Genomic DNA, 25,841 nt, shown 5'->3' with positions numbered 1-25,841 from the left:
CCCATCACGGGATCAGAACGTCAGAGCACCGTTCCGATGTCAAACGAAGAAGCCCCGGGACGGGTGCCGGGGCCGGGTTTCTTTCCAGTCCTGTCTGTCAGGCGGGCAGGGCGCTCAGCCCTTGGTGATGTCCGGCGCGTCGACCGCTTTCATGCCGACGACGTGATAGCCCGCGTCGACGTGATGCGTCTCTCCGGTCACGCCCGCGCCCAGATCGGACAGCAGGTAGAGCGCGGAATTGCCGACGTCCTGGATCGTCACGTTGCGGCGCAAGGGCGAGTTGTATTCGTTCCACTTCATGATGTAGCGGAAATCGCCGATGCCGCTGGCGGCGAGCGTCTTGATCGGCCCGGCGCTGATGGCATTGACGCGAATGCCGTCCTTGCCCAGGTCCTCGGCCAGGTAGCGGACCGATGCTTCCAGCGCGGCCTTGGCAACACCCATGACGTTATAGTGCGGCATGATCCGTTCGGCGCCGTAGTAGGTCAGCGTGACCGCGCTGCCGCCCTTGGTCATCATCTTCTCGGCCCGCTGCATCACGGAGGTGAAGCTGTAGACCGAGATGTCCATCGTCATCGCGAAGTTGTCCTTGGACGTATCGACATACCGACCGCGCAGTTCGGACTTGTCCGAAAAGCCGATGGCGTGGACGATGAAATCCAGACTGTCCCAGCGTTCCTTAAGTCCGTCGAACAGCCCGTCGATCGAGTCCTCGTCGCTGACGTCGCAGGGCAGGACAAAATCCGATCCCAATTGCCCGGCCAGTGGATCGACGCGTTTCTTCAACGCCTCGCCCTGGTAGGAAAAGGCCAGTTCGGCGCCGGCGTCGGCACAGGCCTTCGCGATGCCCCAGGCGATTGACTTGTCATTGGCCAGGCCCATGATCAGACCGCGTTTTCCCGCCATCAACTGGTTTGACATGAGCGCCCTTTCCGCCAGATCGTCGATGGAGCGACCTTTAGGCGATCGGTCCGGGACCATCAAGCCTGCCGTGTACCCAAAACGGGGCTTGCATCCGGCACGACACAGGTCACATTTCCGGCGCGTCCGGCCCGGAACGGACAGAAGGAGAGCACGACGATGAGCGACCGCAGCGGGATTTTCGCAGGCGACGACCCCTTTCAGATCGCCCGCAACTGGCTGGCAGAGGCTGAGGACAAGGAGATCAACGATCCCAACGCCATCGCGCTGTCGACGGTAGACGCAGACGGTCTGCCCAATGCGCGGATGGTCCTTCTCAAGGATATCGAGGCGGATGCCTTCGTCTTTTATACCAACTACGAAAGCGCCAAGGCTTCCGAGATCGACCAGGCGGGCAAGGCGGCCTTCGTCATGCACTGGAAATCCCTGCGCCGGCAGGTGCGTGTGCGCGGTCTTGTCGAAAAGGAAGAGGGGCCGCAGGCCGACGATTACTATGCTTCGCGCTCCATCAAGAGCCGACTTGGCGCCTGGGCCAGCCGTCAGAGCCGTCCGCTGGACAGCCGCGCCGCTCTCATGGCCGAGGTGGCTCGTGTCACCGCCCGGCATGGGGCCAACCCGCCGCGCCCGCCTTTCTGGGGCGGTTATCGAATCCGTCCGGTAGAAATCGAGTTCTGGGCAGACGGGGCGTTCCGCCTCCACGACAGGTTTCGCTGGGCGCGAAAGGATATGTCCTCCTCCTGGACTGTTGACCGTCTCAATCCGTGAACCATATTGGAATCAGGCAAATAACTGGCCTGTTCACCGGGATTTTTAGGGCATCGCCCACCTATCTGACACAAAAAAGGACAATTCTCCGGGCTTGCGCTGCGAGAGGGCTTTGTTTCAAGAATTCTAATGGGGATAAGTTTGTACAATCGGGAACGACGTTGACACGAGAGGATACTGAAAACGAGGCGATCTCTGGACGGGTGAAATGGTTTGACCCGGTCAAAGGCTTCGGATTTGTGATTTCGGACACGGGGGGTCCGGACATTCTTCTGCACGCCAATGTCCTGCGAAATTTCGGACAGAGTTCGGTCGCGGACGGCGCCCGCATAGAAATCACGGTCCAGCGCACGGAACGGGGTGTTCAGGCGACACAGGTGCTGAAGGTGGAACCGCCCGAAGCCCCGGAAAGCGCGCCGCTTGCGGATTTCGAACAACTCGATCCCGAGATCATGGCCCAGGCGCCGCTGGAACCGGCGCGCGTCAAGTGGTTCGACAAGGCCAAGGGTTTCGGGTTTGCAAATGTCTTCGGAAAACCGGAAGATGTGTTCATTCATATCGAGGTCTTGCGCCGCTCGGGCCTCGCGGATCTGCAACCGGGCGAGGCCCTGGCAATTCGCGTGGTCGAGGGCAAGCGCGGACGCATGGCGATGGAAGTGAACGCATGGGAAAGCGCCTTGTCGCGTTGAGTATGGTCGCCACGCTGGTTGCGTGGCCCGCCTGGAGCCAGGACGAAGGCTCTGTCATTCTGGAACAGGAAACCGCGCCGCCGCCACCGGCGGCCCAAGCGGCTCCGGACACGGAACCGGACGCCGCCCCGGTCGAGGACGGCCCGGCGCCGGCAGATCCCGCCGCCGAAGCGCCCGTGCCTGATCCCGTTCCGGATGCCCCGGACAAAGGCGAACCCGTCGCGCGGGTGACCCCCGATCCCTCGGCCCCCGCAGAAGAGGCCCGCGAGCCCGAACCGGCACAGGAACCGTCCGATGAAAAGCCGCCACTGATCGACCCGATCCTGCCCATCGGCGACGAACCGCTGGCCGATGCCGCGCCGGAGCCGACCAAGGTAAAGGACCCGGACAACCGCGTCGGCGCGTGCCGTGAGGACACGCTTTATGTGCGCGGCGGTCACGCCTTGGCCCGTTTCAACGTGGATGTGGCCGATACGCCCGACAGCCGGGCGCAGGGGCTGATGAACGTCAAGTCCATGCCGGCAAGCAAGGGCATGCTGTTCATCTACCCGGCGCCGCAGCCGGTGGCCTTCTGGATGAAGAACACTTTCATCCCGCTTGACATCATCTTTGCGGATAGCCGGGGGGTGGTCGTCCATGTGCATGAGAACGCCAAGCCGCATGACGAGACGTCGATCCCCGGAGGCGAACAGATCCAGTTTGTCCTTGAGATCAACGGCGGCTACGCCCGTATGCTGGGGATCAAGGAAGGGGCGCAAATGCGTCACCCGGCGATCCGCCGCGCCGCCTGGCCCTGCTGATCTGCAAAAGGGGCTTTTCAAGCCCGCTCCGTGCGGCTAGACCGCACGGACCGTCGGGGCGTAGCGCAGCCTGGTAGCGCGTCTGTTTTGGGTACAGAAGGTCGTGAGTTCGAATCTCGCCGCCCCGACCACTTCCTGTAATTTACTGATTCTAAATGGACTCTTTCCGCGCGGCGCTATCGATCCCGACGCGATCAAGGCCTCTGGCGCCTCGGCCGACCTGAAATTCCCCGGATCAATGAAACTTTCTGTTTCCTGAATCGTGACTCTGGTCACGCGAAAAGCGACAGGAGGAAGTTTTCATGGCCCACTTGGCCTCAAATTACGATTCATTCGAAACGTTTCTGGATCAGGCGGATGCCTTCTGGACCGTAGATCTGGGCGCGCTGAACAGTTCGGGTGTGGAGGGCACCGCAGTGTTGGCGATGGTCACCGACGACGATGGCTCGGCCTATCTGAATGTCGCGATCTCGGCCACCGGGCTGACACCGTCGCAGACCCATGCACAACACATTCACGGTCTTTTCGACGAGACGGGCGCGCCGATCGATTCCGTGGCACCAACCATCGCGGACGACCTGGACCGTGATGGCATGGTCGAGGTACTCGAAGGGGTAGGCAAGTATGGCGACGTGATCCTGCCGCTGTCGATGGACGGCATGATGCCGATGGCGGACGCCTCGGGACGAATCTCCTTCGTCCAGAGCTATGACCTCGGCGACAACAGCAACTTCTTCAGCCCGGTCACGATGACCGATTACCTTGCTTCCGACCTGATGCCGCTGGAACTGCGTGAGATCGTGCTGCACGGAGTCGAGATTCCAGATGGTATCGGCATGGGCACGGGCGGTGAGGTCGCCGGCGGCACGAACGGCTATATCGGCATCCTACCGGCCGCAGCTGGGGACATCGAGGTCGCCACCCGGGCAGAGGCCCTTGCCGTCTTGGCAGAGCACCGCGACACCGCAAGTGACACGGTTGTCCTGACCCCCAACCCCGACATGTTCGACGCCGGGCCCGGGGATGACATCGTCGACGGTCTGGCGGGCAACGACACGATCACCGGCGGTGCGGACAATGACTCGCTTATGGGCGGCCTTGGCGCCGACATCCTCGAGGGCAACGCCGGCGACGACATGCTGGATTCGGGCCAGATGGACGTCAATGGTCCCAACACCGCCGATGCGGGCGCCTCGGGGGGGCTGACGCTGGCCGACTATGACGGCGGCATCGCGGGTGGTGCCGGAAACGACATGATCATGGGCGGCGCGGGCGACGAGATCCTGACCGGTGACGGCGACAGCCGCACCGCAGAGGCGACCGGATCGACCTTTGACGCGATGGCCGACGGAATGGACACGATCCACGGTGGCGCGGGCAACGACGAGATACACACCGGGTCCTGGTCGGACAGCGACCAGGGTTTGCCCAATGCCCAGACCGGGATCATGGCCGACGTGGCCTATGGTGACGGCGGCGATGACATCCTGCGCGGGGCAGGAGGCGACGACATGCTGTTCGGCAACATGGGCGCGGACAACATCGGCGGCGGTGGTGGCGATGACATGATCTTCGGCGATGGCATGTTTTCCGGCGATATCGAAGGGATTACAGGCCAGATCTATCGCCTGTATGTCACCGCGTTTGACCGCAACCCGGATGGTCCCGGCTTTGAATCCTGGGCGACCGGAATCGGGTCGGGCTCTTTCGGCCTGAGCGCGGCGGCAAACGGTTTCGCCAATTCGCCCGAGTTCAACGCCGTCTTTGGCGGCGGTACAAACGAGGACTTCGTTCGGGCGATGTACCAGAACACCCTTGATCGCGGCGCGGATCCCGGTGGTCTGGCGCATTGGGTCGGCCAGTTGGAGGCAGGTGCATCCCGGGCCGATGTGCTTCTGGGCTTTTCGGAAAGCCCCGAAATGCAGATGCGCAGCGCTTCGGACCTGGAAGACTGGGTCGATGCCCAGGGCACCAATGACGTGATTGCGGGCAACGGGGGCACCAACACCCTGTCGGGCGGCTACCTGTCGGACACCTTCGTCTTTGGCACCGACACGGGCAGCAGCCACATCGTGACCGACCTGGAGTCCTGGGACATGCTGGATTTCACCGCCTTTGGCTACCCGGATGCGGGTGCGGCCATCGGACTGATGATGCAGCAGGGGGACGATGTGGTTTTCATGGACCAGGATGTGACCGTCACGCTGCAAGATACGCAACTGGCGCAGGTCTCGGGCGAGATGATCCTGGTCTGAGCACAGCGTTCTGCCACGACCACAAGCGTCCGGGCCAGCGGCCCGGGCGCCTCTCTTTGGCGCCTGCCAAAGAATCGGTCACCACACTAGATGTGGTGGGGCTGGGGCGCTGTTCCCCGAATTGGCGTGTTGTGCGTGTTCGAACTGCAACATCGGTGGTCATCCGAGAAGTTAACAAAGATTAACCATTTAGGCCGTCATCCGCGAAGTTTTCCACAAGCATTTGTGCATAAACTGCCGTCTCTCTTTGTATTTCCACGGTTTGCGGGAATGCGGAAATTATTAACAGATCCGGGATGAATCGGAGACCCTCTACCGCCCCTAGTAGAGTGCCGTTTGGTCAACACAAAATATATGTAGATATCGTAAAAAAACGCGTTGACGACTCCGGTTCGTCAGGGCCATTTTGTGTAGGCCGATCGCGACAGCCACTAGATGTAGTGGGCGACGGCAAGGGACAGACAAGCACAACATGGATCTGAACGGGGCGTGGACCTCGGCCCGCGTGGCAACAGCGGGAGGGTGCCTTTGTCCTTTGCCTTGCCGACCGGCACGAAAAAACGGGACACACTTTAAGGGCATCCGGGATGAAAATCGAACGCAAATTCACCAAGGCCGGTCAGGACGCTTACGCCGAAATCGACTTTGTCATCACCAAGTCGGAAATCCGTAACCCTGACGGCACCACTGTCTTTGCGCTCGATCAGCTGGAAGTGCCCGCGGGCTGGAGCCAGGTGGCCAGCGACGTGATCGCACAGAAATATTTCCGCAAGGCCGGGGTTCCGACCGAGCTGAAGCGCGTCAAGGAAGAAGGCGTGCCGGAATTCCTGTGGCGCTCTGTCCCGGCGTCGAAGGACACGCCGCGCACCGGAGAAACCAGCGCGCGCCAGGTCTTTGATCGTCTGGCAGGCGCCTGGGCCTACTGGGGCTGGAAAGGCGGTTATTTCACGACCGAGGAAGACGCCCAGGCCTATTTCGACGAGATGCGCTACATGCTGGCCACCCAGATGGCCGCGCCGAACAGCCCGCAGTGGTTCAACACCGGCCTGCACTGGGCCTATGGCATCGACGGTCCCAGCCAGGGCCATTTCTATGTCGATTACAAAACCGGCAAGCTGGTGAAATCCAAGTCGGCTTATGAGCATCCGCAGCCGCATGCCTGCTTTATCCAGTCGGTTCAGGACGACCTGGTGAACGAGGGTGGTATCATGGATCTGTGGGTGCGCGAGGCGCGCCTGTTCAAATACGGTTCTGGCACCGGCACGAACTTCTCCTCCCTGCGTGCCGAGGGCGAGGCGCTGTCAGGCGGAGGCAAGTCCTCCGGCCTGATGGGGTTCCTCAAGATCGGCGACCGCGCCGCGGGCTCGATCAAGTCCGGCGGAACGACCCGTCGAGCAGCGAAGATGGTGATTTGCGACGCCGATCACCCGGACATCGAAGAATTCATCAACTGGAAGGTGAAGGAAGAGCAGAAGGTGGCGTCCATCGTCGCCGGCTCGAAGATGCACGAGAAGATGTTGAACGGCATCTTCGAGGCGATCCGTGTCTGGGACGGCGATGAAGCCGACGCATATGATCCCAAGAGCAACGAGACCCTGAAGGCGGCCATCCGTGCGGCCAAGGGCGCCATGATCCCCGAGACCTACATCAAGCGCGTGCTCGACTACGCACGGCAGGGCTATGCCTCGATCGAGTTCCCGACCTACGACACGGATTGGGACTCCGAAGCCTACGCCTCGGTCTCGGGCCAGAATTCCAACAACTCGATCCGCGTCACGGATGCCTTCCTCAAGGCGGTCAAGGACGACGCCGACTGGGAACTGATCCGTCGCACCGACGGCAAGGTCGCCAAGACCGTCAAGGCGCGCGACCTCTGGGAGCAGGTGGGTCACGCGGCCTGGGCCTGTGCCGATCCGGGCATCCAGTTCCACGACACCGTCAACGCCTGGCACACCTGCCCGGAAGACGGCGCGATCCGCGGTTCGAACCCCTGTTCCGAGTACATGTTCCTCGACGATACGGCCTGCAACCTGGCCTCGATGAACCTGCTGACCTTCCTCAAGGACGGCCGTTTCGACGCCGAGGGGTATATCCACGCCACGCGCCTGTGGACCCTGACGCTGGAAATCTCGGTTCTGATGGCACAGTTCCCGTCGAAGGAAATCGCGCAGCTGTCGTATGATTTCCGGACGCTGGGTCTGGGCTATGCCAACATCGGCGGCCTGCTGATGAACATGGGGTACGGCTACGACTCGGACGAGGGCCGTGCGCTCTGCGGTGCGCTCACCGCGATCATGACCGGCACATCCTATGCGACCTCGGCAGAGATCGCCGGTGAGCTGGGCGCCTTCCCGGGCTACGAGCGCAACCGCGAGCACATGCTGCGTGTCATCAAGAACCACCGCAACGCTGCCTACGGCGCGTCGGAAGGCTATGACAAGCTGGCGGTCAAGCCGGTGCCGCTGGATCTTGTGAACTGCCCGGACGAGGCCCTGGTGCACTTGGCCATGTCGTCTTGGGACGAGGCCTATAGCCTTGGCGAGAAGCACGGATACCGCAACGCTCAGGTTTCGGTCATCGCGCCGACCGGCACCATCGGCCTGGTGATGGACTGCGACACCACCGGCATCGAGCCCGATTTCGCCCTGGTGAAGTTCAAGAAGCTGGCCGGCGGCGGTTACTTCAAGATCATCAACCGGTCTGTCCCCGGCGCCCTGGAGAACCTCGGCTACACATCCAGCCAGATCGAAGAGATCATCTCTTATGCAGTGGGCCACCAGACGCTGGGCAACGCGCCGGGCATCAACCACACCGCCCTGATCGGCCACGGCTTCGGCCCGGCGCAGATCGAGAAGGTGGAAAGCGCGCTGGCCTCGGCCTTTGACATCCGCTTTGTCTTCAACCAGTGGACGCTGGGCGAAGAGTTCTGCTGTGACGTCCTGGGCATTCCGGCGGAGAAACTGGTCGATCCCAGCTTTGACCTGCTGCGGCACCTGGGCTTTTCCAAGGCCGACATCGAGGCCGCGAACGACCACGTTTGCGGCACCATGACCCTGGAAGGGGCGCCGCACCTGAAAGAGGAACACCTCAAGGTCTTCGACTGCGCCAACCCCTGCGGCAAGAAGGGCAAGCGCTTCCTCTCGGTCGACAGCCACATCACCATGATGGCGGCGGCGCAAAGCTTCATCTCGGGCGCGATCTCCAAGACGATCAACATGCCCAACGATGCGACCATCGAGGATTGCCAGAAGGCCTATGAACTCAGCTGGTCGCTGGGGGTCAAGGCGAACGCGCTCTACCGTGACGGTTCGAAACTGTCGCAGCCGCTTGCGGCCGCGCTGGTCGAGGATGACGACGAGGCGGCGGAAGTGCTGGAAAGCGGCTCGCAGCACGAAAAGGCACAGGTCCTGGCCGAGAAGATCGTCGAAAAGGTCGTGATCAAGGAAGTGGCCCGCGCCGGCCGCACCAAGATGCCCGAGCGTCGCAAAGGTTATACGCAAAAGGCGATCGTCGGCGGTCACAAGGTCTACCTGCGGACCGGCGAATACGAGGACGGCAACCTTGGCGAGATCTTCATCGACATGCATAAGGAAGGCGCCGGCTTCCGTGCAATGATGAACAACTTCGCCATCGCCGTGTCGGTCGGCCTGCAATACGGCGTGCCGCTGGAGGAATTCGTCGACGCCTTCACCTTCACCAAGTTCGAACCGGCGGGCATGGTGCAGGGCAACGACTCGATCAAGAACGCCACGTCGATCCTTGATTACATCTTCCGCGAACTGGCCGTGTCCTACCTTGACCGTACCGACCTGGCCCATGTCAAACCCGAGGGCGCCAGCTTTGACGACCTTGGCCGGGGCGAGGAAGAGGGCGTGTCGAACGTCCAGGAACTGTCGGAAACCGCCGCCAGCCGCAGCCTGGAAGTGCTGAAGCAGATCAGCTCGACCGGCTACCTGCGCAAGCGTCTGCCGCAGGAACTGGTGGTGCTGCAGGGTGGCCAGGCGACTGTCGCGCTGGAAGCTGGGACAGACCCCGATCAAGTGCTGCGGACCCTGGTGCCCGCCACCGCTGCAGGACCGAAGTCCGGCGGATCGGCCTCCTCGGCGATGGCCATGACGGCGGTCACCAAGGCCAAGATGCAGGGCTACGAGGGCGAAGCCTGCGGCGAGTGCGGCAACTACACGCTGGTGCGCAACGGCACCTGCATGAAGTGCAACACCTGCGGCGCGACCTCGGGCTGCAGCTGAGGAGCGATAGAATGGCGTCCTTCCGGATGGACTGCGTGCTTGAATGGGATGGCATTCTCAGCGATCCGATGACCCTCACGGTCAACGTGATCCCGGACGGTCCGGATCACCGCGGCGCCGGGTCCTTTGCAATGCCCACGCGCTTCATCGGGACGGCAATGCGCAGCGAGGCGCCCCTGAGGGCCACCGCGCATGACGGCAGCGGGTTCGACCTGACAGTCCACCGCTTCGACATGACCACGGGCATTGCCTATTTCCGGACGCTTGGCGCCCTGCCGGTCGAGGACCGGCGGAGCGCCTGAAGAGACACCCCTGGGGGGGTGATGCGGGGACACGTTGCCAGTGACCCCGCGTGGTTAGGGTGGTCCGGGAGTCCCGTCCCGCCATCCGTTCCAGGGGCCGGTGCGCTGGCCCCAGACGCTGACAAGGCCGCAGGCAGAAAAGACACGGGCGGTGAATCAGATGAGCCTTGTACGCGAAACTCGGGGCGTCCTTTCCCCAAAGGGACGCCCCCTTTCTTTTCCCTGACATCGGCGCGGGCAGGTTCCCGCCAATGACCCACGGAGTGCGTCTTCGGCGGTGTCATGCCGGAATGCGCGTGCCCTGTATGCGGGGTCCCGCGTGCGGCTTGGCGCCGGCCAAGGTCCGCTTGCGCGAAGCAGCATTTCCGGCAGTTTGCCGCGTGTTTTCAAGCGGCTGGCCGCAAGACCTCGAAGCGGGGAAAAACTCGTCCCATGTTTGGCTCACTTCCAACCAACCACTCATGGAGGAAAGACTATGAAAACGCAGATCCTGACCGGCGCCGCACTGGCCCTGTTCACCCTTCCCGCCTTTGCGCAGGACATGGAGGGCGACGTGGCGCTCGACACCGACGGTGACGGCATGGTGTCGCTGGAAGAGGTGCAGGTCATGTACCCGGACGTCTCGCAGGATGACTATGCTCAGGCGGATGCAGATGGCGACGGCCTGCTGAGCGCCGAAGAGCTGGACACGGCCCGTGCCGACGGGTTGATCCCGGCAAACGACGCCTGATCGGCGTGGACCATGCCCCTGTCCCCGGGGCATGACACCGGCGCGCGGCGGCCCCTGGTCGCCGCGCGTTTTTCTTTGCAGATCACCGGGTCACCAGGTCAGCGGAATTCGATCCGGCAGTTCACCAGCTCGCCAAAGATCGTCCGCTGGCAGACCCGGACGCGCTGCCCCTCTGGTTCCGGCGCGGGCGCATCGGCCGAGGCCGGCGGGTTGAAGACCGGGGCAGGGGCGTTGCGCAGCCGTTCCTGTTCTTCTTCCTCGCGCCGCTGTTCCTCGGCAAAGACGCCGTAGAGCGAGGCGCTCTGCCGGTTCAGCATGTCCAGTTGCGTACGATCCAGGAACCCGGTCGGCTCCAGCCCGTTGCTCCGTTGCCATTCGCGCATCGCGTCACGGGTTCCGGGGCCAAAGATCCCGTCGGCGCCGCGGGTGTCAAACCCCAAGAGCGTCAGGCGGTTCTGGATTTCCTGCCGGTCGTCGAACAGCAGGCCAAGTGCTGCTTCTGTGCCCAGCGTGGTGGCCGGCAGGTTGCGCACGGGTGACACGATGATCGAAGAACTGGCATCCGGCGCGGTCATCTTGCGCGCCTCGGCAAGGGTCTGGTTCTCTGGAATAAGCTTCCAGAAATCGCGAAAAGGCACGCCGGTCCAGTCTTGCGGCAGAAGGGCCTTGTGCACCTGAAAGAGCGTCGGATTGCCGCCCGAGGTCCATTCCGGACTGGTGCGCAGACGCAGCGCGGCGGCAGTCTGTCCTTCGGCGGGCGGGGAAGTGTTCAGTTCCACCTGGCAACCAAGCCAGGACGGAACGCCGTCGATGATCGCCTCGACGATGTATGTTGCCTTGCGATGCGCCGTCGCACCCTGTTCGCGCAGAACACGGTGATCGTAGACGGACCGCCCCGGGCTGGTGTGATCCGGGTCGAAATCCCGGTTGGACTGGATGCAGGAGCGCGTCACCATCGTGTCGCTCAGGCTGCTGGGGGCCTCGAAGCCTTCGAGTTGTAGCCCAAGGGCGCGGGCCTCGTCCACGCGGTCGACTGCCAATTGTTCGTTGCTGGTCAGGGCAAGGATCTGGGCGGCGAGATCGGTGGGAATGTCGAGCGTGTCGAGCCGCGCGGTGAATGCACTCGCTGCCTGCATTGCGGCGCCATAGACCTCGGCCACCTGGTCGGGAGTATAGGTCTGCTGTGCGATGGGCAGGTGCAGGCCCCCAAATGCCACATTTGCGTTCAGATGCATCCGTTTGTTCGGCACCGGCCCGGCGTCGCGCGTCAGGCGGCTGCCACCCAGCAGGACAAGCGCACAGGCGTTCAGGCATTCCGCACCGTCATCGACAGCGGTGGGGATACCGCGATCATGCAGGAAATCCGCGATCCTGAGGCTCTCACCAAAGGAACCGCCGGGGCTGTCCAGGCAGAGCGGTCGGTCCCCATTGGCAAAAGCGCGCATGTCAAGTGACTGGATTCGCTCAAGATCGCCGGGTTGGATCGTGCCTGTCAGCGTCGCCGCACAGTCGAAATGCGCGCTCGGCGCGGTTGTGATCTCACCCGCCTGGCCGGTCTGCGGCGCAAGCGAGGCGGAGGCAAGAAGCGCGGGCAGGAGGAAACGGGAAAAAAGAGCAGATTTCATGAGGGACTCCGGGGCCTGTCGCGTGGCAGCAACCCAAGTCATAGCCCGTTGGGGCGGATTTTTCCAAGCCAACGATGGGTTTGGCAGGTGACGGTGCAGCAGCGGTGCAACCCTTTTTCCACCGGAGCTGAAGGCCGGGGGCGTTTAAGGGCGCTGGAGATGGGTGAAGAGGCGCAGGCAAGCCGTTGAAAAAACGTTTTTCAAACGCTCCTTAAGCCATGATCAGGACCGGGCCACGTAACGGTCGCGGCGGTGGTTGATCGTCACCATCAGGTTCAGGATCACCGCGCCCGTCAGCGACACTGCCACGGTCATCCAGTCGAAGATCGCCAGCGCCAGGGCAAAGACACAGAGGTCAAATCCCAACTGCACGTTTCCCGCGGGAATGCCGCGCGTATCCTGCAACCACAACGCCACGATTCCCACGCCGCCCAGCGTTGCACCGTGCCGGAACAGCACGATCAGGCCCAACCCGGCCAGCAGGCCAAAGAGCACGGCGCTGACCAACGGATGAACTGGCTCCAGCCGCAGGACCGTGGGCAGATACTCGGTCTGCAGCGACAAGAGACCGACGGCGGCAAAGGTGCGCAGGGTAAAGCGCCACCCCATCTGCCGGACGGCAAGAATGTAGAAAGGCAGGTTCAGAACGAAGAAAACCGCCCCAAAGGACCATCCCGCCGCATAGCTGACGATCAGCGAAAGGCCCGCGATCTGTCCGGTGATCAGCGCGCTGGATGTCAGGAACATGATCGCCAGCGCCATCATGCAGGTGCCAACGATCAAGCCCAGGGCATCTTCCCAGAGGCTGTGACGGTCGGCAGGGGGCTGAGACAGAATGGTCATGCAGGTCCGATGCCCGTCGGCATCGCCTTTGGCAAGTCAAACGGGCGCAGATATTTCTGCGCCCGCACCACTTGCCCGTGAAACGGGCATCAACCGGCCAGAGCCTTGTTGAGGTTCTCGTCGATCTTTTCGAGAAAGCCCATCGTGGTCAGCCAGCCCTGGTCTGGGCCGACAAGCAGCGCCAGGTCCTTGGTCATGTGGCCGGCTTCGACGGTCTCGACGATGACGCGTTCCAGCGTTTCGGCAAAGGCCCGCAGGGCGACGTTCTGATCCAGCTTGGCGCGGTGCTTCAGACCGCCGGTCCAAGCATAGATCGAGGCGATAGAATTGGTCGAGGTCGACTGTCCGGCCTGGTGCTGACGGTAGTGACGAGTGACGGTGCCATGTGCCGCCTCGGCCTCGACGATCTTGCCGTCGGGTGTCATCAACTGGCTGGTCATCATGCCAAGGCTGCCGAACCCCTGGGCCACGGTATCGGATTGGACATCCCCATCGTAGTTCTTGCAGGCCCAAACAAATTTCCCGTTCCATTTCAGGGCACAGGCGACCATGTCGTCGATCAGGCGATGTTCGTACCAGATACCGGCCTCATTGAACTTCTCCTCGAACTCGGCCTCGTAGACCTCTTGGAAGAGATCCTTGAAGCGGCCGTCATAGGCCTTGAGGATGGTGTTCTTGGTCGACAGGTAGACCGGCCAGCCAAGGTTCAGACCGTAGTTCAGCGAGGCGCGCGCAAAGTCGCGGATCGAGGCGTCCTGATTGTACATGCCCATGTAGACGCCCGCATCCGGCGCGTCATAGACCTCGCGCTCGATCACCTCGCCGTCGGCGCCTTCCCATTTCATCGTCAGCTTGCCGGCGCCGGGGAAATGGAAATCCGTGGCTTTGTACTGATCGCCGAATGCATGGCGTCCGACGACGATCGGAGAGGTCCAGCCGGGCACGAGGCGCGGCACGTTGCGGCAGATGATCGGCTGGCGGAACACCACACCGCCGAGGATGTTGCGGATCGTCCCGTTCGGCGATTTCCACATCTTTTTCAGGCCGAATTCCTCGACGCGCTGTTCGTCCGGGGTGATCGTGGCGCATTTGACGGCCACGCCGACCTCTTTGGTCTTTTCGGCGGCGTCGATGGTGATCTGGTCCTCGGTCCGATCGCGTTCTTCGATCCCCAGATCGTAGTACAGCAGGTCGAGGTCCAGGTAGGGCAGGATCAGCTTTTGCTTGATGAAATCCCACATGATGCGGGTCATCTCGTCCCCGTCCATCTCGACGATCGGGTTGTCGACCTTGATCTTCGTCATCCTACGATTCCCATGTTGGCTGGCGGCAGTTCCCTGCCTCTCTAGCCGATCACTGCCCGGGGGACCAATGGCGGTAGGGGGCGGAAACGGGAATTCGTCTTGTGAGCCTGTGACGAAACAGGATCGCCGCCCAATCGGGCGGCGATGTCTGGATGCGGCGGCTTACTCGGCCGGTTGTTGCATCTCTTCGCGGCTGGCCATTCGGGCCATGATCCAGAGCGCACCGACCAAAAAAACCAGGATCCCGGCGACCACGGGCAGCGGTGTCCCGTCAAAGGCAAGACCGACCGGCACCGCAAGGATGACCGCCCCGACCGTGCCAAGCGCCCCCATGACCGAGGCGGCCAGCCCCGCGATATGGCCCATCGGCTCCATCCCCAGGGCATTGAGATTGCCCATCGTCAGGCCGATCATGAAGAAGATCGAGGTCTGCCAGATCACGAAACAGGCAAACAGCGCGGTTCCCTCGATGCCGGCAAGCAGGACCAAGGTCATCGATGCGCTCAGAATGACCTCGACCGTCAGGACGATCGTCACCATCCTGCGCATGCCGATCTTCATCACGAGAGCCGCGTTCAACAGGCTGGCCGAGGCTGAAAGGATGGCGATCCCGCCGAACCACAGGGGAAAGCTGCCCGCGCGGTCAAAGAAGGTGTCATAGATCGGCTGGATGTTCGAGATCATCACCACCAGCGCGCCAAAGCACAGCATCTGGGCGATCATGGATTGCCGGACGACCTGATGTGACACCATTTCGCGCAGCGCCTCGTTCAGTGCGCCAAAGCGGAAAGGGCGCCGGTCTTCGACGGCCAGGGTCTCTGGCAGGCGCAGCGCCAACCAGCCGCTGGACAGCGTCGCGAAGATCGCAAAGGCCCAGAACACCGATTGCCAACCGCCAAACCAGATCAGTCCGGCCCCCAGCGTCGGGGCAAGCGCCGGAACGATGGTGAAGATCACCATGACAAAGGACATGATCCGCGCCATTGCCCGCCCGGAATAAAGGTCACGCACGATGGCCAGCGCCACGACACGGGGCCCGGCGGCGCCAAGCCCCTGCATGAAGCGTGCGAACAGCAGCATTTCCAGGCTCTGCGCCAGCAGCGCGCCGAGGGCGGACAGGATATACAGGGCGGCGGTTCCCAGCACCACGGCCTTGCGTCCAAACGCATCCGACAACGGACCGGTAAAGAAGGTGCCCATTCCCATGCCCAGCATGAAGATCGTGACGATAAGCGGCACCCGGTTCGGATCGTCGGGCGAGAATTGCGCCGTCAGCTCGGGGAATGCGGGCAGCATGGCGTCGATGGAAAAGGCAATGCTGGCAAAAAGCATCGCAACAATGGCGATGAACTCGCCTCTACTGGGAAGACTTGACATGGAAACCTCGGGACTCGGGAAAAAGGGCCAAACCGCCCTTCCTCGAACTCCCAGCTATATCCGAACAGTCCGCGATTGTAAGGCCAAGTTCGGTGATCTGACGCACAGACCGAAGGCCGTTCGTGCACTCGGAGCGGGAAACTATTGCTCTCTTGACGCCTTTTCGATGCTTTCGGGCGAGTCATCCCTGTTGGCGGCATCCGTGTCGCTGCCCAGGCGCGCGATGAGCCATTCGGTATGTTCCTCACGCTTGCGCATGGCAAAGACCCCGAATTGCTGGATCGCCACGGCGAAGATGCCCAACCCCAGCAGGATGAAGACCGTCGTGCCGATCTTGCCCGCAGGTGTTTGGGGCACCAGTTCGCCATAGCCCACGGTCGACAGGGTCACGACAGAAAAGAAATAGGAGTCCAGCCAGGACCACCCCTCGACCAGGCGGAAAAAGACCGTGCCGGCGGCGATGATCGCCGCCAGCGTCAGCGCAAGCGTCAGAAAGCGCAGCCGCGTCATGCTTCGGGATCGACGCCGGTGCGCAATTCTTCGATGACCCGGTTCCATAGCTCCGGCGGCTGGGCACCCGGGACCGCGTGCTGCCCCGCGACGATGAAGGTCGGGACCGAGTTGATGCCCATGCCGCGCGCTGCCGCATCGCGTTCCACGATCTCTCGCCGGTCCTCGTCCGAGGCCAGCAGACGCAGCACCAGGCTGGCATCCATGCCGAGGCTGTCGGCCACATCGGCCAGCACCTCTGCCTCGCCGATGTCACGCCCCTCGACGAAATACGCTCGGAACAGCGCCGAGACGATGGGTGTCTGCCGCCCCTCGATCCCTGCCCAGTGGATCAAACGGTGGGCGTCGACGGTGTTCGGTGTCTTTTCGATCCGGTCCAGGTGCATGGTCAAACCGGCCTTGGCCGCGTGTTCCTCGACCGGCAGATAAGCCTGCACCGCGCCCTCCCGACCACCGAACTTGCCTTCGAGATAGGCGCGCCGGTCCATGCCGGCGGCGGGCATCTCCGGGTTCAGCATGAAGGGCAGCCAGCGGACCTGGAACGGATGGTCCGGGTTCGCCTCCAGTGCGCGGTCAAGGTAGGCCTTGCCGATGTAGCACCAGGGGCAGATCGGGTCGGAGAAGATGTCGAGCTGGATCATGATAGCCTCCCTGAGCTACTGATTACACGGTTTGTTCGGCCAGGGCGATTGCCCTTAACCGTCCAGCACGTGATCCTTGAGCGCCTTGCGTTGCAGTTTCCCGTTCGAATTGCGTGGCAGCGTGTCTATGCGGATGAAGGCGCGCGGGCACTTGTAGCGGGCCAACCGTTCCGCGGCTGCGGCTTTCAGGGCCCCTTCGTCCAGTTCCGCATCGGCTGTATAGAAAGCGGCAACGATGCGCACGTCCTCCTTGACCGCGATATCCGTCACCGCCAGTTCGATGATCCCCGGAAGATCCGCAAGCGCCGCCTCCACCTCCAGCGGCGAGACGCGGTAGCCGCCCGCATTCATCATGTCGTCGTCACGGCCAAGATAGGTGATGTTTCCCTCGGAATCCATCGCGCCCTGGTCGCCGGTCAGATACCAGTCACCGCAGAATTTCTCTGCCGTTGCCTCGGGCGCGCCGACATAGCGCAGCATCAGGCCGGGGTCATGACGGTCGATGGCGATCGTGCCTTCGGTCCCCAAGGGGACTGGCGCGGCGTCCTCGCCCAGGATCGCGACGCGGCGGCCCGGTTGTGGCCGGCCCAGCGTGCCGGGCAGGGCAGGCCGACCGGGGGCCGAAGAGATGAAAGTGGAGCACTCCGACATGCCGTAGGCCTCGTAGATTTCCGTTCCCGTGACCTCGCGCCAGCGATCCCTCAACGCCTCGGACAGTTTTTCGCCTGCGGCGAGCGTATGGCGCAAGGCGGGCATCTCGGGCACCGGGAATTTCAGCACCTGTCGAAAGACACCCGGCGCGGCGGCAAAGATCGTCGCCTCGAACCGTTTCATCAAGAGCGCCAGTTGCGCCGGATCGGTGCCCGCCGCCGGGATCAGCGCCGTGGCGCCCAGTGTCCAGGGATCCATCAACCCGGTGCCAAGTGTATAGGTCCAGTTGAAGGCGCCGGCATGCAGCAGGCGGTCTTCGGCGCGCAGGCCATACCAACCCTCCATCATCATCTGCCGCGCCCAGATGGCGCGGTGGGCATGACCCACCGCACGGGGCGTGCCGGATGTGCCCGAAGTGTAGATGATATAGGCCAGCCTGTCCGGATCCCCCATCTGGTAGTCCGTCGGCGGCAGATCGTGCCAGGACTCGTAGGCCCCAGGTCCGAAGACCGGAAGACCGGTCTCCGGGCAGGGGATGTTTTCGGCACGAAGAATGGCCTTTGGTGCAAGATGCTCGATGATCCGGGTCACTTCCGGCGCGGTCAGCTGTGACGATGTCGGCACCGGCACCACGCCGGCCGCGATCGCGCCAAGGTAGGCGATCGGGAAATCCACCGTGTTCCCCAACCGCATCAACAGGATGTCCCCCGGTTCCAGTCCCGCCTGCAAGAGGCCGGTCGCCGTCCCGCGCACCGCCGCAATCAGTTTTCCATAGGACCAACGCTGAGCGCCCGAGGGTTTGACCACCGACAGGGCGATCTTGTCGGGGGTGGCGGCCCCTGCCGTCAACACATGCTTAGCCAGGTTGAACGGAGCGGGGCAGGGGTCAAAGCGCCCCTCGTCGAAAAGCGAGGCATCCAGGGTCATGCCCATCGCCTAGACCGCGGCGCGGGGACCTGCAAGAGGGGCGCTTGCACAAGGAAGGGGCGCGGCCTATAGCAAGAGCCCATGTCGCGTGATCCAAAGACCCTCATCAGCATCGCCCGTGACAGCGGCGAGACACCCCAGGCCGAACCGCTCGATCTGGGTCAGCGCGTGCGCGATCTGCGCAAGGAACGCAACTGGACGCTGGAACAGGCAGCGCGACAGGCCGGCCTGGCACGATCCACCTTGTCCAAGATCGAGAACGGGCAGATGTCGCCCACCTATGACGCGCTCAAGAAACTTGCAGTCGGGCTTGAGATCACTGTGCCGCAGCTTTTCACGCCGCCGCAGCAGGACAAGGTCAATGGCCGCATGGTCGTGACACGCTCGGGCGAGGGCCAGCGCCACGCGACAGCCACCTACGAACACGACCTGCTGGCCGAGACCCTGACCCGGAAAAAGATGCTGCCTTACCGTGCCCGTGTGCGTGCGCGGCGGATGGAGGAGTTCGACGGTTGGGTGCGTCACGACGGCGAGGAATTTCTCTTTGTCCTCACCGGGGTCATCACGCTCTACACCGAGTTCTATGAACCCATCGAGATGAAGCGCGGCGACAGCGCCTACTACGACGCCACGATGGGGCACAACGTCGTTTCGGTCTCACCAGAGGATGCGACGATCCTCTGGGTGACGTCGCTGGCCTGAACTGCCTAGCGGCTTTCGAGTTCGCTCGCCCGCCGTGCCAGCGCTTCGCGGTCCATGAATTCCTCCAGGGCATCATGTGCCTCGTGCAGGGTCAATTCATGCATGTCCGCGATATGATGCGTCAGCTCCCGGCGGTCCCGGGGCGCCCTGGACAGGCTGTTCCGGTCGATCGCTGGAAAACGGCGTTTGAGTTTGCCGAACATGCTATCCCAGTTGGCTGAAAGCTCGTGCCAGTCCATCTTGGTCACTCCTTCGTGTCCGCCAAATATCAAATGTATCTTTTTCGTGACGTGGTGATAGTGGTCAGGCTGCCGCAGGTCCTACGACTTTAGCATGGGATCGTCGTCGCGGGGGCCCAAGAAAAAGGCCCGCACCACGCGATGCGGGCCTTTGCCGGTTCAGGCAATGTGCCTCAGCGTTCCGGCAGCAATCCCCGCGGCGAGAAGCGCAGCACCAACAGCAAGATTACTCCCATCGTCAGCAGACGCATGTGTTGCACGCTGTCGAGAAGGTGCGCCTTGAGGCCCGAGTCGTCCGGCAGCGCGCCGGTGATCCAGGTCATGAAGCCGGGACCAAGTACCTCGACCTGCACCCAGAGGAACCAGATCAGGAAACCGCCCAGGACCGCGCCCAGGTTGTTGCCCGAACCGCCGACGATCACCATCACCCAGATCAGGAAGGTATAGCGCAGCGGCTGATAAGACGTCGGGATCAACTGCCCGTCCAGCGTGGTCATCATGGCGCCGGCGATGCCGCAGATCGCCGAGCCAAGGATGAAGACCTGCAGATGGCGGAAGGTGACGTCCTTGCCCATCGCGCGGGCCGAGGTCTCGTTGTCGCGGATCGCGCGCATCATCCGGCCCCAGGGCGAGTTCAGTGCAAGTTGCGCCAGCACGAGAAGGATGATCAGCACCGCGGCGAACATCAGCCCGTAGCCGATCTTGATGTAGAGAGTCGAGGCGGCGGTCGGGTCAAAGCCAAGGTTCGCGGCCCGTTCGACGAAGCCGGGATCGTTCTGCAGGTCGATGGCATCGGGCACCGGGCGCGGCAGGCCGGTGACGTTCTTGACGCCGCGGGTCAGCCATTCCTCGTTCTTCATGATGGCAATGATGATCTCGGAGATCCCCAGCGTCGCGATGGCCAGGTAGTCCGAACGCAGGCCGAGGGCCGTCTTGCCGATGATCCATGCCGCGCCTGCCGCCAGCAGCCCGCCGACCATCCAGCCGATCACCACCGGCAGGCCAAGGCCGCCAAGGAAACCGGTGCCTGCCGGGTTGACCGCCTCGATGGCGTCGACGCCCGGGTCCCGCACCATGCGGTAGATCACGAAACCCGCGATCAGGATGGCGGCGGTCAGCCAGCGGTTCTTGGTCTTTTTCCAGGCGAGGACCGTGGCGACGATGGTGGCGGCCCCAAGGACCAGAGCAAGGATCGCGCGGGCGCCGCCTGCGGCCCATGCCTCTGCCACCGGATCCACGGAGGCCAGCACGACGGCCATGCCGCCAAGCGCGACAAAGCCCATGACACCGACGTTGAACAGCCCGGCGATGCCCCATTGCAGGTTCACCCCCAGCGACATGATCGCGCTGACCAGCCCCATGTTCAGGATCACGAGGGCAAGGTCCCAACCCTGCAGAAGGCCCGTGCCGATGATCAGCAGCGCGACGAGCGCGAAAAGCGCATATGTGCGGATCGACTGGCTCATACCGATTTCCCCTTGAACAGGCCCGTGGGCTTGAAGAGCAGCACCACCACGAGGATCATGAAGCTGACCGCGAACTTGTACTCCGTGGCCATGAGTTGGACGAGGCCGGAGGGCTCCAGCGCCTCGGGCATCAGGTAGACCAGCACCTTTTTCCAGGCATATGTGATCGCCACCTCGGAAAAGGCGATGACGAAACCGCCGGCAATGGCGCCCAGCGGGCTGCCCAGACCGCCGACGATGGCCGAGGCAAAGATCGGCAGCAGAAGCTGGAAGTAGGTGAAGGGCTTGTATGACTTGTCGAGCCCGTAAAGCGTGCCCGCCACGGTGATCAGTGCCGCCACGATCAGCCATGTCACCATGACGACACGTTCCGGGTTGATCCCCGACAACAGCGCCAGGTCCTCGTTGTCGGAATAGGCGCGCATGGATTTGCCGGTGCGCGTGCGGTTCAGGAACCAGAACAGCAGCGCCACGACGATGATGGCCGTCACCACGGTCAGACCCTGCGTGGTCTTGATGCCCAGACCTTCGTCGAGCCCGGTCATCTGCTTGAATTCGCGGGCATTGATGATGAACCGTTCACCATCGGCAAAACGCTGGTCGTCGGCGCCCAGGATAAATCGGGTCAGCCCGTTGTAGATGAACATCACGCCGATCGAGACGATCACGAAGACCACGGGTTTCGCCTTTTGCCCCCGGTAGAACCGATAAATGCCCCGGTCGGTGATCAGTACCAGCGCGGCGGTGCCCGCGATGCCGAAAGGGATCGCCAAGAGCGCGGTCGGCAGCGGGCCGAGGCTGATGCCCCAGGACTGGAAAAGCCAGGTGAACAGGATCACCACCATCGTGCCGAAGGCCATCGTGTCGCCGTGCGCGAAATTCGAAAACCGCAGGATGCCATAGATCAGCGTGACCCCCAGCGCGCCAAGCGCCAGCTGGCTGCCATAGGCCATCGCCGGGATGATCACGAAGTTGGATAGCGCCACGATGGCGTTGAGAAAATCCATCAGTCGTTGCCCTCGTTGGTCGGCCGCGCGGTTGGCCCGGCGGCTCTTGTCATGGTCTTGATGGGATTGCGAGCGGTCACTCGGTCACCACGCATTCGCCGTGATAGGTGACGACGGTCAGCGGATCGGCGAACTGCACGCTCAGCTTGGCCAGTCCTTCGGGCGTTTGGCTGAGCAGGTAGCTGCCGTAGCCATCGTGCGCAAAGATCACCAGCACGTCGTTCACCACCTGGGCCGTGCCCATCGCCGGGCCCGTGCCCAGGACCAGTTCGGCCTCGCCAGGCATTTGCTTGGGCAGGTCGACGTCATGTCCGAACTGCGCAAAGGTGCAGGCCTCTTCGTCGAAACATTCCACGGTGTAGTTGCAGGACATTAGGGAGGCGCCCGGGGTTTCGATGATATCGGCCAGGGACGCGCCCGCGCATCCTGCCAGCGCGAGGGCCAGTACCAGTTTCTGCATTACCCGATCTCCTTGCATTGCCCCTGCCAGGGGCGTTCCCCGTGATCGCTCATGCGGGCCGTGCCGTCCGGCGCCACCGTCATCAACGCGCCCCGCGTCGCGGCCCAAAACCCGTGAGAGCCGTCCTGGCCCAGGATTGCCTCGGCCTCGAACTCAGCTTCTCCCATGCGGACGCGGCTGACGCGCCGGCGCGGAGGATCGGCCGGATCGACAGGCGGCGCGAAACTCGCCGGGTCGAGGTCGAACCGCAGCTTCATGCGGGTGCTGTCCCGGCTGAGAGTGCAGTCGAAGGTATCCACCGCAGCGTGGGCGGGTGCGTGGACCGCAGGCAGGGCGAGGGACCACAAGGCCGCCTGGGTGAGGGGCCGCATCGCCTCAGCCCCCCAGAAAGCTCTTGCGCACCTCGGGATCGGCCAGCAGTTCCTTGCCTGTCCCGGTATAGGCGTTGCGCCCCTGCACGAGGACATAGCCCTTGTCGGCGATCTCCAGTGCCTGGCGTGCGTTCTGCTCCACCATGAGGATCGAAATGCCGGTGCGGGCCACCTCGATGATCCGGTCGAACAGTTCGTCCATCACGATGGGCGAGACACCGGCGGTGGGTTCGTCCAGCATCAGCACCTTGGGTTGGGTCATCAGAGCACGGCCCACGGCCACTTGCTGACGCTGACCGCCCGACAGTTCGCCCGCCGGCTGGCGGCGCTTTTCCTTGAGGATGGGAAACAGTTCGTAGACCTGTTCCATCGTGCTGGTGAAATCATCCAGACGGATGAAGGCGCCCATCTCCAGGTTTTCCTCGACGGTCATCGAGGTGAAGATGTTGGAGGTCTGAGGCACAAACCCCATGCCCTGCGCCACACGGTCCTGCGGGGTCAGCTGGGTGATGTCGTGCCCGTCCAGCCGAACCGCGCCCGAACGCACGTCCAGCATGCCGAAAACGGCCTTCATCGCGGTCGATTTGCCCGCGCCGTTGGGGCCGACGATGACCGCGATCTCGCCCTTGTCCACGGCAATGGTGCAATCGTGCAGGATATCGGGCCCCTTGCCATAGCCGCCGGTCATCGTGTCGCCGATCAGGTATGGCCCGCCGGGCGCCTCCGTCATGGGCCCCGAACGCTTGGTCGAGTCGATCTCGCTGGGTTTGCCGGGCCGGGTGATCGAGGCGTCCTTGTTGCCGCGGTCGTTCTGGTATGGGTTGTCGCTCATACGGTTGCCACCTGGTCCTTGTTCTTGAGCCCGGTGCCCAGATAGGCCTCGATCACATGCTCGTTGGCCTTGATCTCGTCCAGCGTGCCCTCGGCCAGCTTCTTGCCTTCGGCCATGACGATGACCGGGTCGCAGATGCGTCCGATGAAATCCATGTCGTGCTCGATCACGCAGAAGGTGTAATCTCGCTCCTTGTTGAGCCGAACGATGGTGTCCGCGATTGTGTTCAGGAGGGTCCGGTTCACCCCGGCGCCAACCTCGTCGAGGAAGACGATCTTGGCGTCGACCATCATGGTTCGGCCAAGTTCCAGCAGCTTTTTCTGGCCACCGGAGACCGCGCCTGCCGGGTGATCGGCGAGGTGCGAGATGGTCAGGAAGTCGAGCACCTCGTCGGCCTTCGCCCGCAGGGCGCGTTCCTCGTCGGCGATGCGTTTGCGCCCGAACCAGGTGTTCCACAACGTCTCGCCCGATTGTCCGCCCGGCACCATCATCAGGTTCTCGCGGCAGGTCATCGAGTGGAATTCATGTGCGATCTGGAAGGTGCGCAGCAAGCCCTTGTGGAACAGTTCGTGCGGCGGCAGGCCGGTGATGTCCTCACCGTCCATCGTGACGGTGCCGCTGGTCGGCGGCAGGGCGCCCGCGATCACGTTGAAGAGCGTCGTCTTGCCCGCGCCGTTCGGTCCCACAAGCCCGGTGATCGATCCCGTGGCAATCTCTAGCGAGGCACCGTCAACGGCCCGGAAAGCACCGAAATGCCGGTGCAGGTTGTCCACCTTTATCAATTGGATAGCCCCCGAAAGGCGGTGCCGCGAACGGCACCCCCGTAAAGCAGGAAGAGCAGCGGGGACTGGCCCAGCTGCTCTTTTGCATGGTGTCGGTTACTTGAACTCGACGGTTTCCGCGGCACCACCGGTGATGGTGTAGTGGCGGTAGGTCCCGGCGGCTTCACCCGGGCCGATCAGTTCGACACCCGAGGCGCCGACATAGTCGACCTCGCCACCTTCGGCGAGGATCTCCAGCGCCTTGGCCAGTTCACCCGGCAGGATCGGCTCGCCCGGGGCGTTGGCCACGTCCAGCAGGTTGGCTGCGATGGCGTCGGAGGTGGCGGCGCCGCCCTTCATCATCGCCAGCGCCATCAGCGCCGCGGCGTCATAGGACTCGCGGGTGAAGGAGCTGGTCGGGTCGACACCGGCAGCTGCGGTGATCGTCTCGAAGGCTTCTGCGCCCGCGCCGGTCGCCCAGGGCACGGTACCGTAGGAGCCTTCCAGTGCGTCGGAAAGTTCCGAGAACAGGTTGGACCCGAACATGCCGTCGGCCATGACATAGGTGTCGAATGCACCGGTGTCGTAGGAGGCCTGGATGATGCCTTTGCCGCCCTGGTCGGTGTAGCCGAAGACCATGAGGGCCTCGCCACCGGCCGAGGCCAGCGCGCCGATCTCGGCCGAATAGTCTGCCTTGCCGTCGTCATGCGGCGCGGAAAGCGTCACGGTTCCGTCAAAGGCCGATGCGAAGGCATCTGCCAGACCCTTGCCGTAGTCGTTGTTGGTGTAGGTCACCGCGACTTCGGTGATGCCCTTTTCAGCAAGGATTTCCGCGATGACGGCGCCCTGGCGTGCGTCCGACGGGGCGGTGCGGAAGAACAGGCCGTTGTCTTCGGCGGTCGAGAGTGCCGGCGAGGTCGCCGAGGGTGAAACCATCGGGACGCCGTTCGGCACGGCCACATTCGACAGGATCGCGCCGGTCACACCGGAACAGTCGGCGCCCATGATGCCCACGACGCCTTCGGAGACAAGGCGTTCAGCCGCTGCGGTGGCCGCTGCGGCATCGATGCAGGTGGAGTCCGCGCGGGCAGGGGCCAGCATGACACCGTCCAGGAACTTGCCCGAGTCGTTGACTTCGGACAACGCCAGTTCGGCTGCATCGGCCATCGCCGGCGTGATGGATTCGATCGGACCAGTGAAACCGAGGATGATACCGATCTTGGCTTCGCTCGCGTGGCTTTCGGCATAGGCGGCCGAAGCGGTCAGAGCGGCAGCCGTCGTGGCCATCAGCAATTTCTTCATTTGATAACTCCCATGTTGGATCTTGATGTCCTGGCGGAAGCCTAAGCATCGTTTTCCGAAAAGAAAAGGCCCCACGCGCCGAACGCCGGGAGGCGGACGCCAAGTCAGTCTGGC

Annotated in this window: 24 protein-coding genes and 1 tRNA gene; 9 read left to right on the top strand and 16 right to left on the bottom strand. The window is 63.1% G+C overall.

What is annotated here, in order from left to right; all coding sequences use genetic code 11:
* Positions 1–114: 114 nt before the first annotated feature.
* Positions 115–921 (bottom strand): enoyl-ACP reductase FabI, encoded by an 807-nt coding sequence (fabI, locus tag RBB42_RS10265; RefSeq protein ID WP_305971371.1) that lies wholly within the window; start codon positions 919–921, stop codon positions 115–117.
* 159 nt (positions 922–1,080) lie between these two features.
* On the opposite strand from fabI, the gene pdxH reads away from it, so the two are divergent.
* The 8 genes from pdxH (at position 1,081) to RBB42_RS10225 (ending at position 10,709) form a co-directional block, all read left to right on the top strand.
* Positions 1,081–1,686, top strand: a complete 606-nt coding sequence (gene pdxH / locus RBB42_RS10260) for a pyridoxamine 5'-phosphate oxidase (RefSeq protein ID WP_305971372.1) — start codon at positions 1,081–1,083, stop codon at positions 1,684–1,686.
* Positions 1,687–1,847: 161 nt separating this feature from the next.
* Positions 1,848–2,375 (top strand): cold-shock protein, encoded by a 528-nt coding sequence (locus RBB42_RS10255; RefSeq protein WP_305971373.1) that lies wholly within the window; start codon positions 1,848–1,850, stop codon positions 2,373–2,375.
* Positions 2,351–3,175, top strand: a complete 825-nt coding sequence (locus RBB42_RS28105) for a DUF192 domain-containing protein (protein WP_371931809.1) — start codon at positions 2,351–2,353, stop codon at positions 3,173–3,175. The genes RBB42_RS10255 and RBB42_RS28105 overlap by 25 nt, the downstream gene beginning before the upstream one ends.
* A gap of 54 nt (positions 3,176–3,229) precedes the next feature.
* Positions 3,230–3,306, top strand: a tRNA-Pro gene (locus RBB42_RS10245).
* Between the two features lie 171 nt (positions 3,307–3,477).
* A complete protein-coding gene (locus tag RBB42_RS10240) occupies positions 3,478–5,430 on the top strand; it encodes a DUF4214 domain-containing protein (protein WP_305971374.1) in 1,953 nt (650 codons plus the stop codon).
* 587 nt (positions 5,431–6,017) lie between these two features.
* The gene (locus RBB42_RS10235) at positions 6,018–9,677 is read left to right on the top strand and encodes a vitamin B12-dependent ribonucleotide reductase (protein WP_305971375.1); all 3,660 of its coding nucleotides are present in this window, start codon (positions 6,018–6,020) and stop codon (positions 9,675–9,677) included.
* Between the two features lie 11 nt (positions 9,678–9,688).
* Positions 9,689–9,979, top strand: a complete 291-nt coding sequence (locus RBB42_RS10230; RefSeq protein WP_305971376.1) for a hypothetical protein — start codon at positions 9,689–9,691, stop codon at positions 9,977–9,979.
* 475 nt (positions 9,980–10,454) lie between these two features.
* Positions 10,455–10,709 (top strand): EF-hand domain-containing protein, encoded by a 255-nt coding sequence (locus tag RBB42_RS10225; RefSeq protein ID WP_305971377.1) that lies wholly within the window; start codon positions 10,455–10,457, stop codon positions 10,707–10,709.
* A 98-nt stretch (positions 10,710–10,807) separates the two neighbouring features.
* Here the strand turns inward: RBB42_RS10225 and RBB42_RS10220 are convergent, their stop codons facing one another.
* The 7 genes from RBB42_RS10220 to RBB42_RS10190 form a co-directional block, all read right to left on the bottom strand.
* Positions 10,808–12,334 carry a peptidoglycan-binding protein gene (locus RBB42_RS10220; RefSeq protein WP_305971378.1) on the bottom strand — a complete coding sequence of 509 codons (1,527 nt, stop codon included), beginning with the start codon at positions 12,332–12,334 and terminating at the stop codon, positions 10,808–10,810.
* Between the two features lie 222 nt (positions 12,335–12,556).
* The gene (locus RBB42_RS10215; protein WP_305971379.1) at positions 12,557–13,177 is read right to left on the bottom strand and encodes a YitT family protein; all 621 of its coding nucleotides are present in this window, start codon (positions 13,175–13,177) and stop codon (positions 12,557–12,559) included.
* Positions 13,178–13,266: 89 nt separating this feature from the next.
* On the bottom strand, positions 13,267–14,481 hold the full coding sequence (locus tag RBB42_RS10210; protein WP_305971380.1) for an NADP-dependent isocitrate dehydrogenase: 1,215 nt from the start codon (positions 14,479–14,481) through the stop codon (positions 13,267–13,269).
* Positions 14,482–14,643: 162 nt separating this feature from the next.
* The gene (locus tag RBB42_RS10205; RefSeq protein ID WP_305971381.1) at positions 14,644–15,858 is read right to left on the bottom strand and encodes a multidrug effflux MFS transporter; all 1,215 of its coding nucleotides are present in this window, start codon (positions 15,856–15,858) and stop codon (positions 14,644–14,646) included.
* A 141-nt stretch (positions 15,859–15,999) separates the two neighbouring features.
* Positions 16,000–16,368 (bottom strand): potassium channel family protein, encoded by a 369-nt coding sequence (locus RBB42_RS10200; RefSeq protein WP_305971382.1) that lies wholly within the window; start codon positions 16,366–16,368, stop codon positions 16,000–16,002.
* Positions 16,365–17,009 (bottom strand): DsbA family oxidoreductase, encoded by a 645-nt coding sequence (locus RBB42_RS10195; protein ID WP_305971383.1) that lies wholly within the window; start codon positions 17,007–17,009, stop codon positions 16,365–16,367. Before RBB42_RS10195 ends, RBB42_RS10200 begins: the two co-directional genes overlap by 4 nt.
* Before the next feature lie 54 nt (positions 17,010–17,063).
* Positions 17,064–18,587, bottom strand: coding sequence for a class I adenylate-forming enzyme family protein (locus tag RBB42_RS10190; protein WP_305971384.1), 1,524 nt, complete (start codon positions 18,585–18,587; stop codon positions 17,064–17,066).
* 81 nt (positions 18,588–18,668) lie between these two features.
* Between RBB42_RS10190 and RBB42_RS10185 the strand changes: the two genes are divergently transcribed.
* Entirely contained in the window at positions 18,669–19,289 is a 621-nt protein-coding gene (locus tag RBB42_RS10185; RefSeq protein WP_305971385.1) for a helix-turn-helix domain-containing protein, read from the top strand.
* Positions 19,290–19,294: 5 nt separating this feature from the next.
* Here RBB42_RS10185 and RBB42_RS10180 read toward each other — a convergent pair whose 3' ends face one another.
* From RBB42_RS10180 to RBB42_RS10145, 8 genes are all read right to left on the bottom strand, one after another.
* On the bottom strand, positions 19,295–19,528 hold the full coding sequence (locus RBB42_RS10180; RefSeq protein ID WP_305971386.1) for a hypothetical protein: 234 nt from the start codon (positions 19,526–19,528) through the stop codon (positions 19,295–19,297).
* 173 nt (positions 19,529–19,701) lie between these two features.
* A complete protein-coding gene (locus RBB42_RS10175; RefSeq protein WP_305971387.1) occupies positions 19,702–20,994 on the bottom strand; it encodes a branched-chain amino acid ABC transporter permease in 1,293 nt (430 codons plus the stop codon).
* Positions 20,991–22,001: a branched-chain amino acid ABC transporter permease gene (locus RBB42_RS10170; protein WP_305971388.1), complete on the bottom strand. Its 1,011-nt coding sequence runs from the start codon at positions 21,999–22,001 to the stop codon at positions 20,991–20,993. Before RBB42_RS10170 ends, RBB42_RS10175 begins: the two co-directional genes overlap by 4 nt.
* Before the next feature lie 76 nt (positions 22,002–22,077).
* A complete protein-coding gene (locus RBB42_RS10165) occupies positions 22,078–22,461 on the bottom strand; it encodes a hypothetical protein (protein WP_305971389.1) in 384 nt (127 codons plus the stop codon).
* On the bottom strand, positions 22,461–22,832 hold the full coding sequence (locus RBB42_RS10160) for a hypothetical protein (RefSeq protein WP_305971390.1): 372 nt from the start codon (positions 22,830–22,832) through the stop codon (positions 22,461–22,463). The genes RBB42_RS10165 and RBB42_RS10160 overlap by 1 nt, the downstream gene beginning before the upstream one ends.
* Before the next feature lie 4 nt (positions 22,833–22,836).
* Positions 22,837–23,664 carry an ABC transporter ATP-binding protein gene (locus tag RBB42_RS10155; RefSeq protein WP_305971391.1) on the bottom strand — a complete coding sequence of 276 codons (828 nt, stop codon included), beginning with the start codon at positions 23,662–23,664 and terminating at the stop codon, positions 22,837–22,839.
* On the bottom strand, positions 23,661–24,446 hold the full coding sequence (locus RBB42_RS10150) for an ABC transporter ATP-binding protein (protein WP_305971392.1): 786 nt from the start codon (positions 24,444–24,446) through the stop codon (positions 23,661–23,663). The genes RBB42_RS10155 and RBB42_RS10150 overlap by 4 nt, the downstream gene beginning before the upstream one ends.
* A gap of 96 nt (positions 24,447–24,542) precedes the next feature.
* Positions 24,543–25,727 (bottom strand): ABC transporter substrate-binding protein, encoded by a 1,185-nt coding sequence (locus RBB42_RS10145; RefSeq protein ID WP_305971393.1) that lies wholly within the window; start codon positions 25,725–25,727, stop codon positions 24,543–24,545.
* Positions 25,728–25,841 lie beyond the last annotated feature (114 nt).

This window comes from Mameliella sp. MMSF_3455 (genome assembly GCF_030733205.1).
Lineage (GTDB): Bacteria > Pseudomonadota > Alphaproteobacteria > Rhodobacterales > Rhodobacteraceae > Antarctobacter.
The sequence above is the reverse complement of the archived record's forward strand: the minus strand, read 5'-3'. Positions and strand labels throughout refer to the sequence as shown.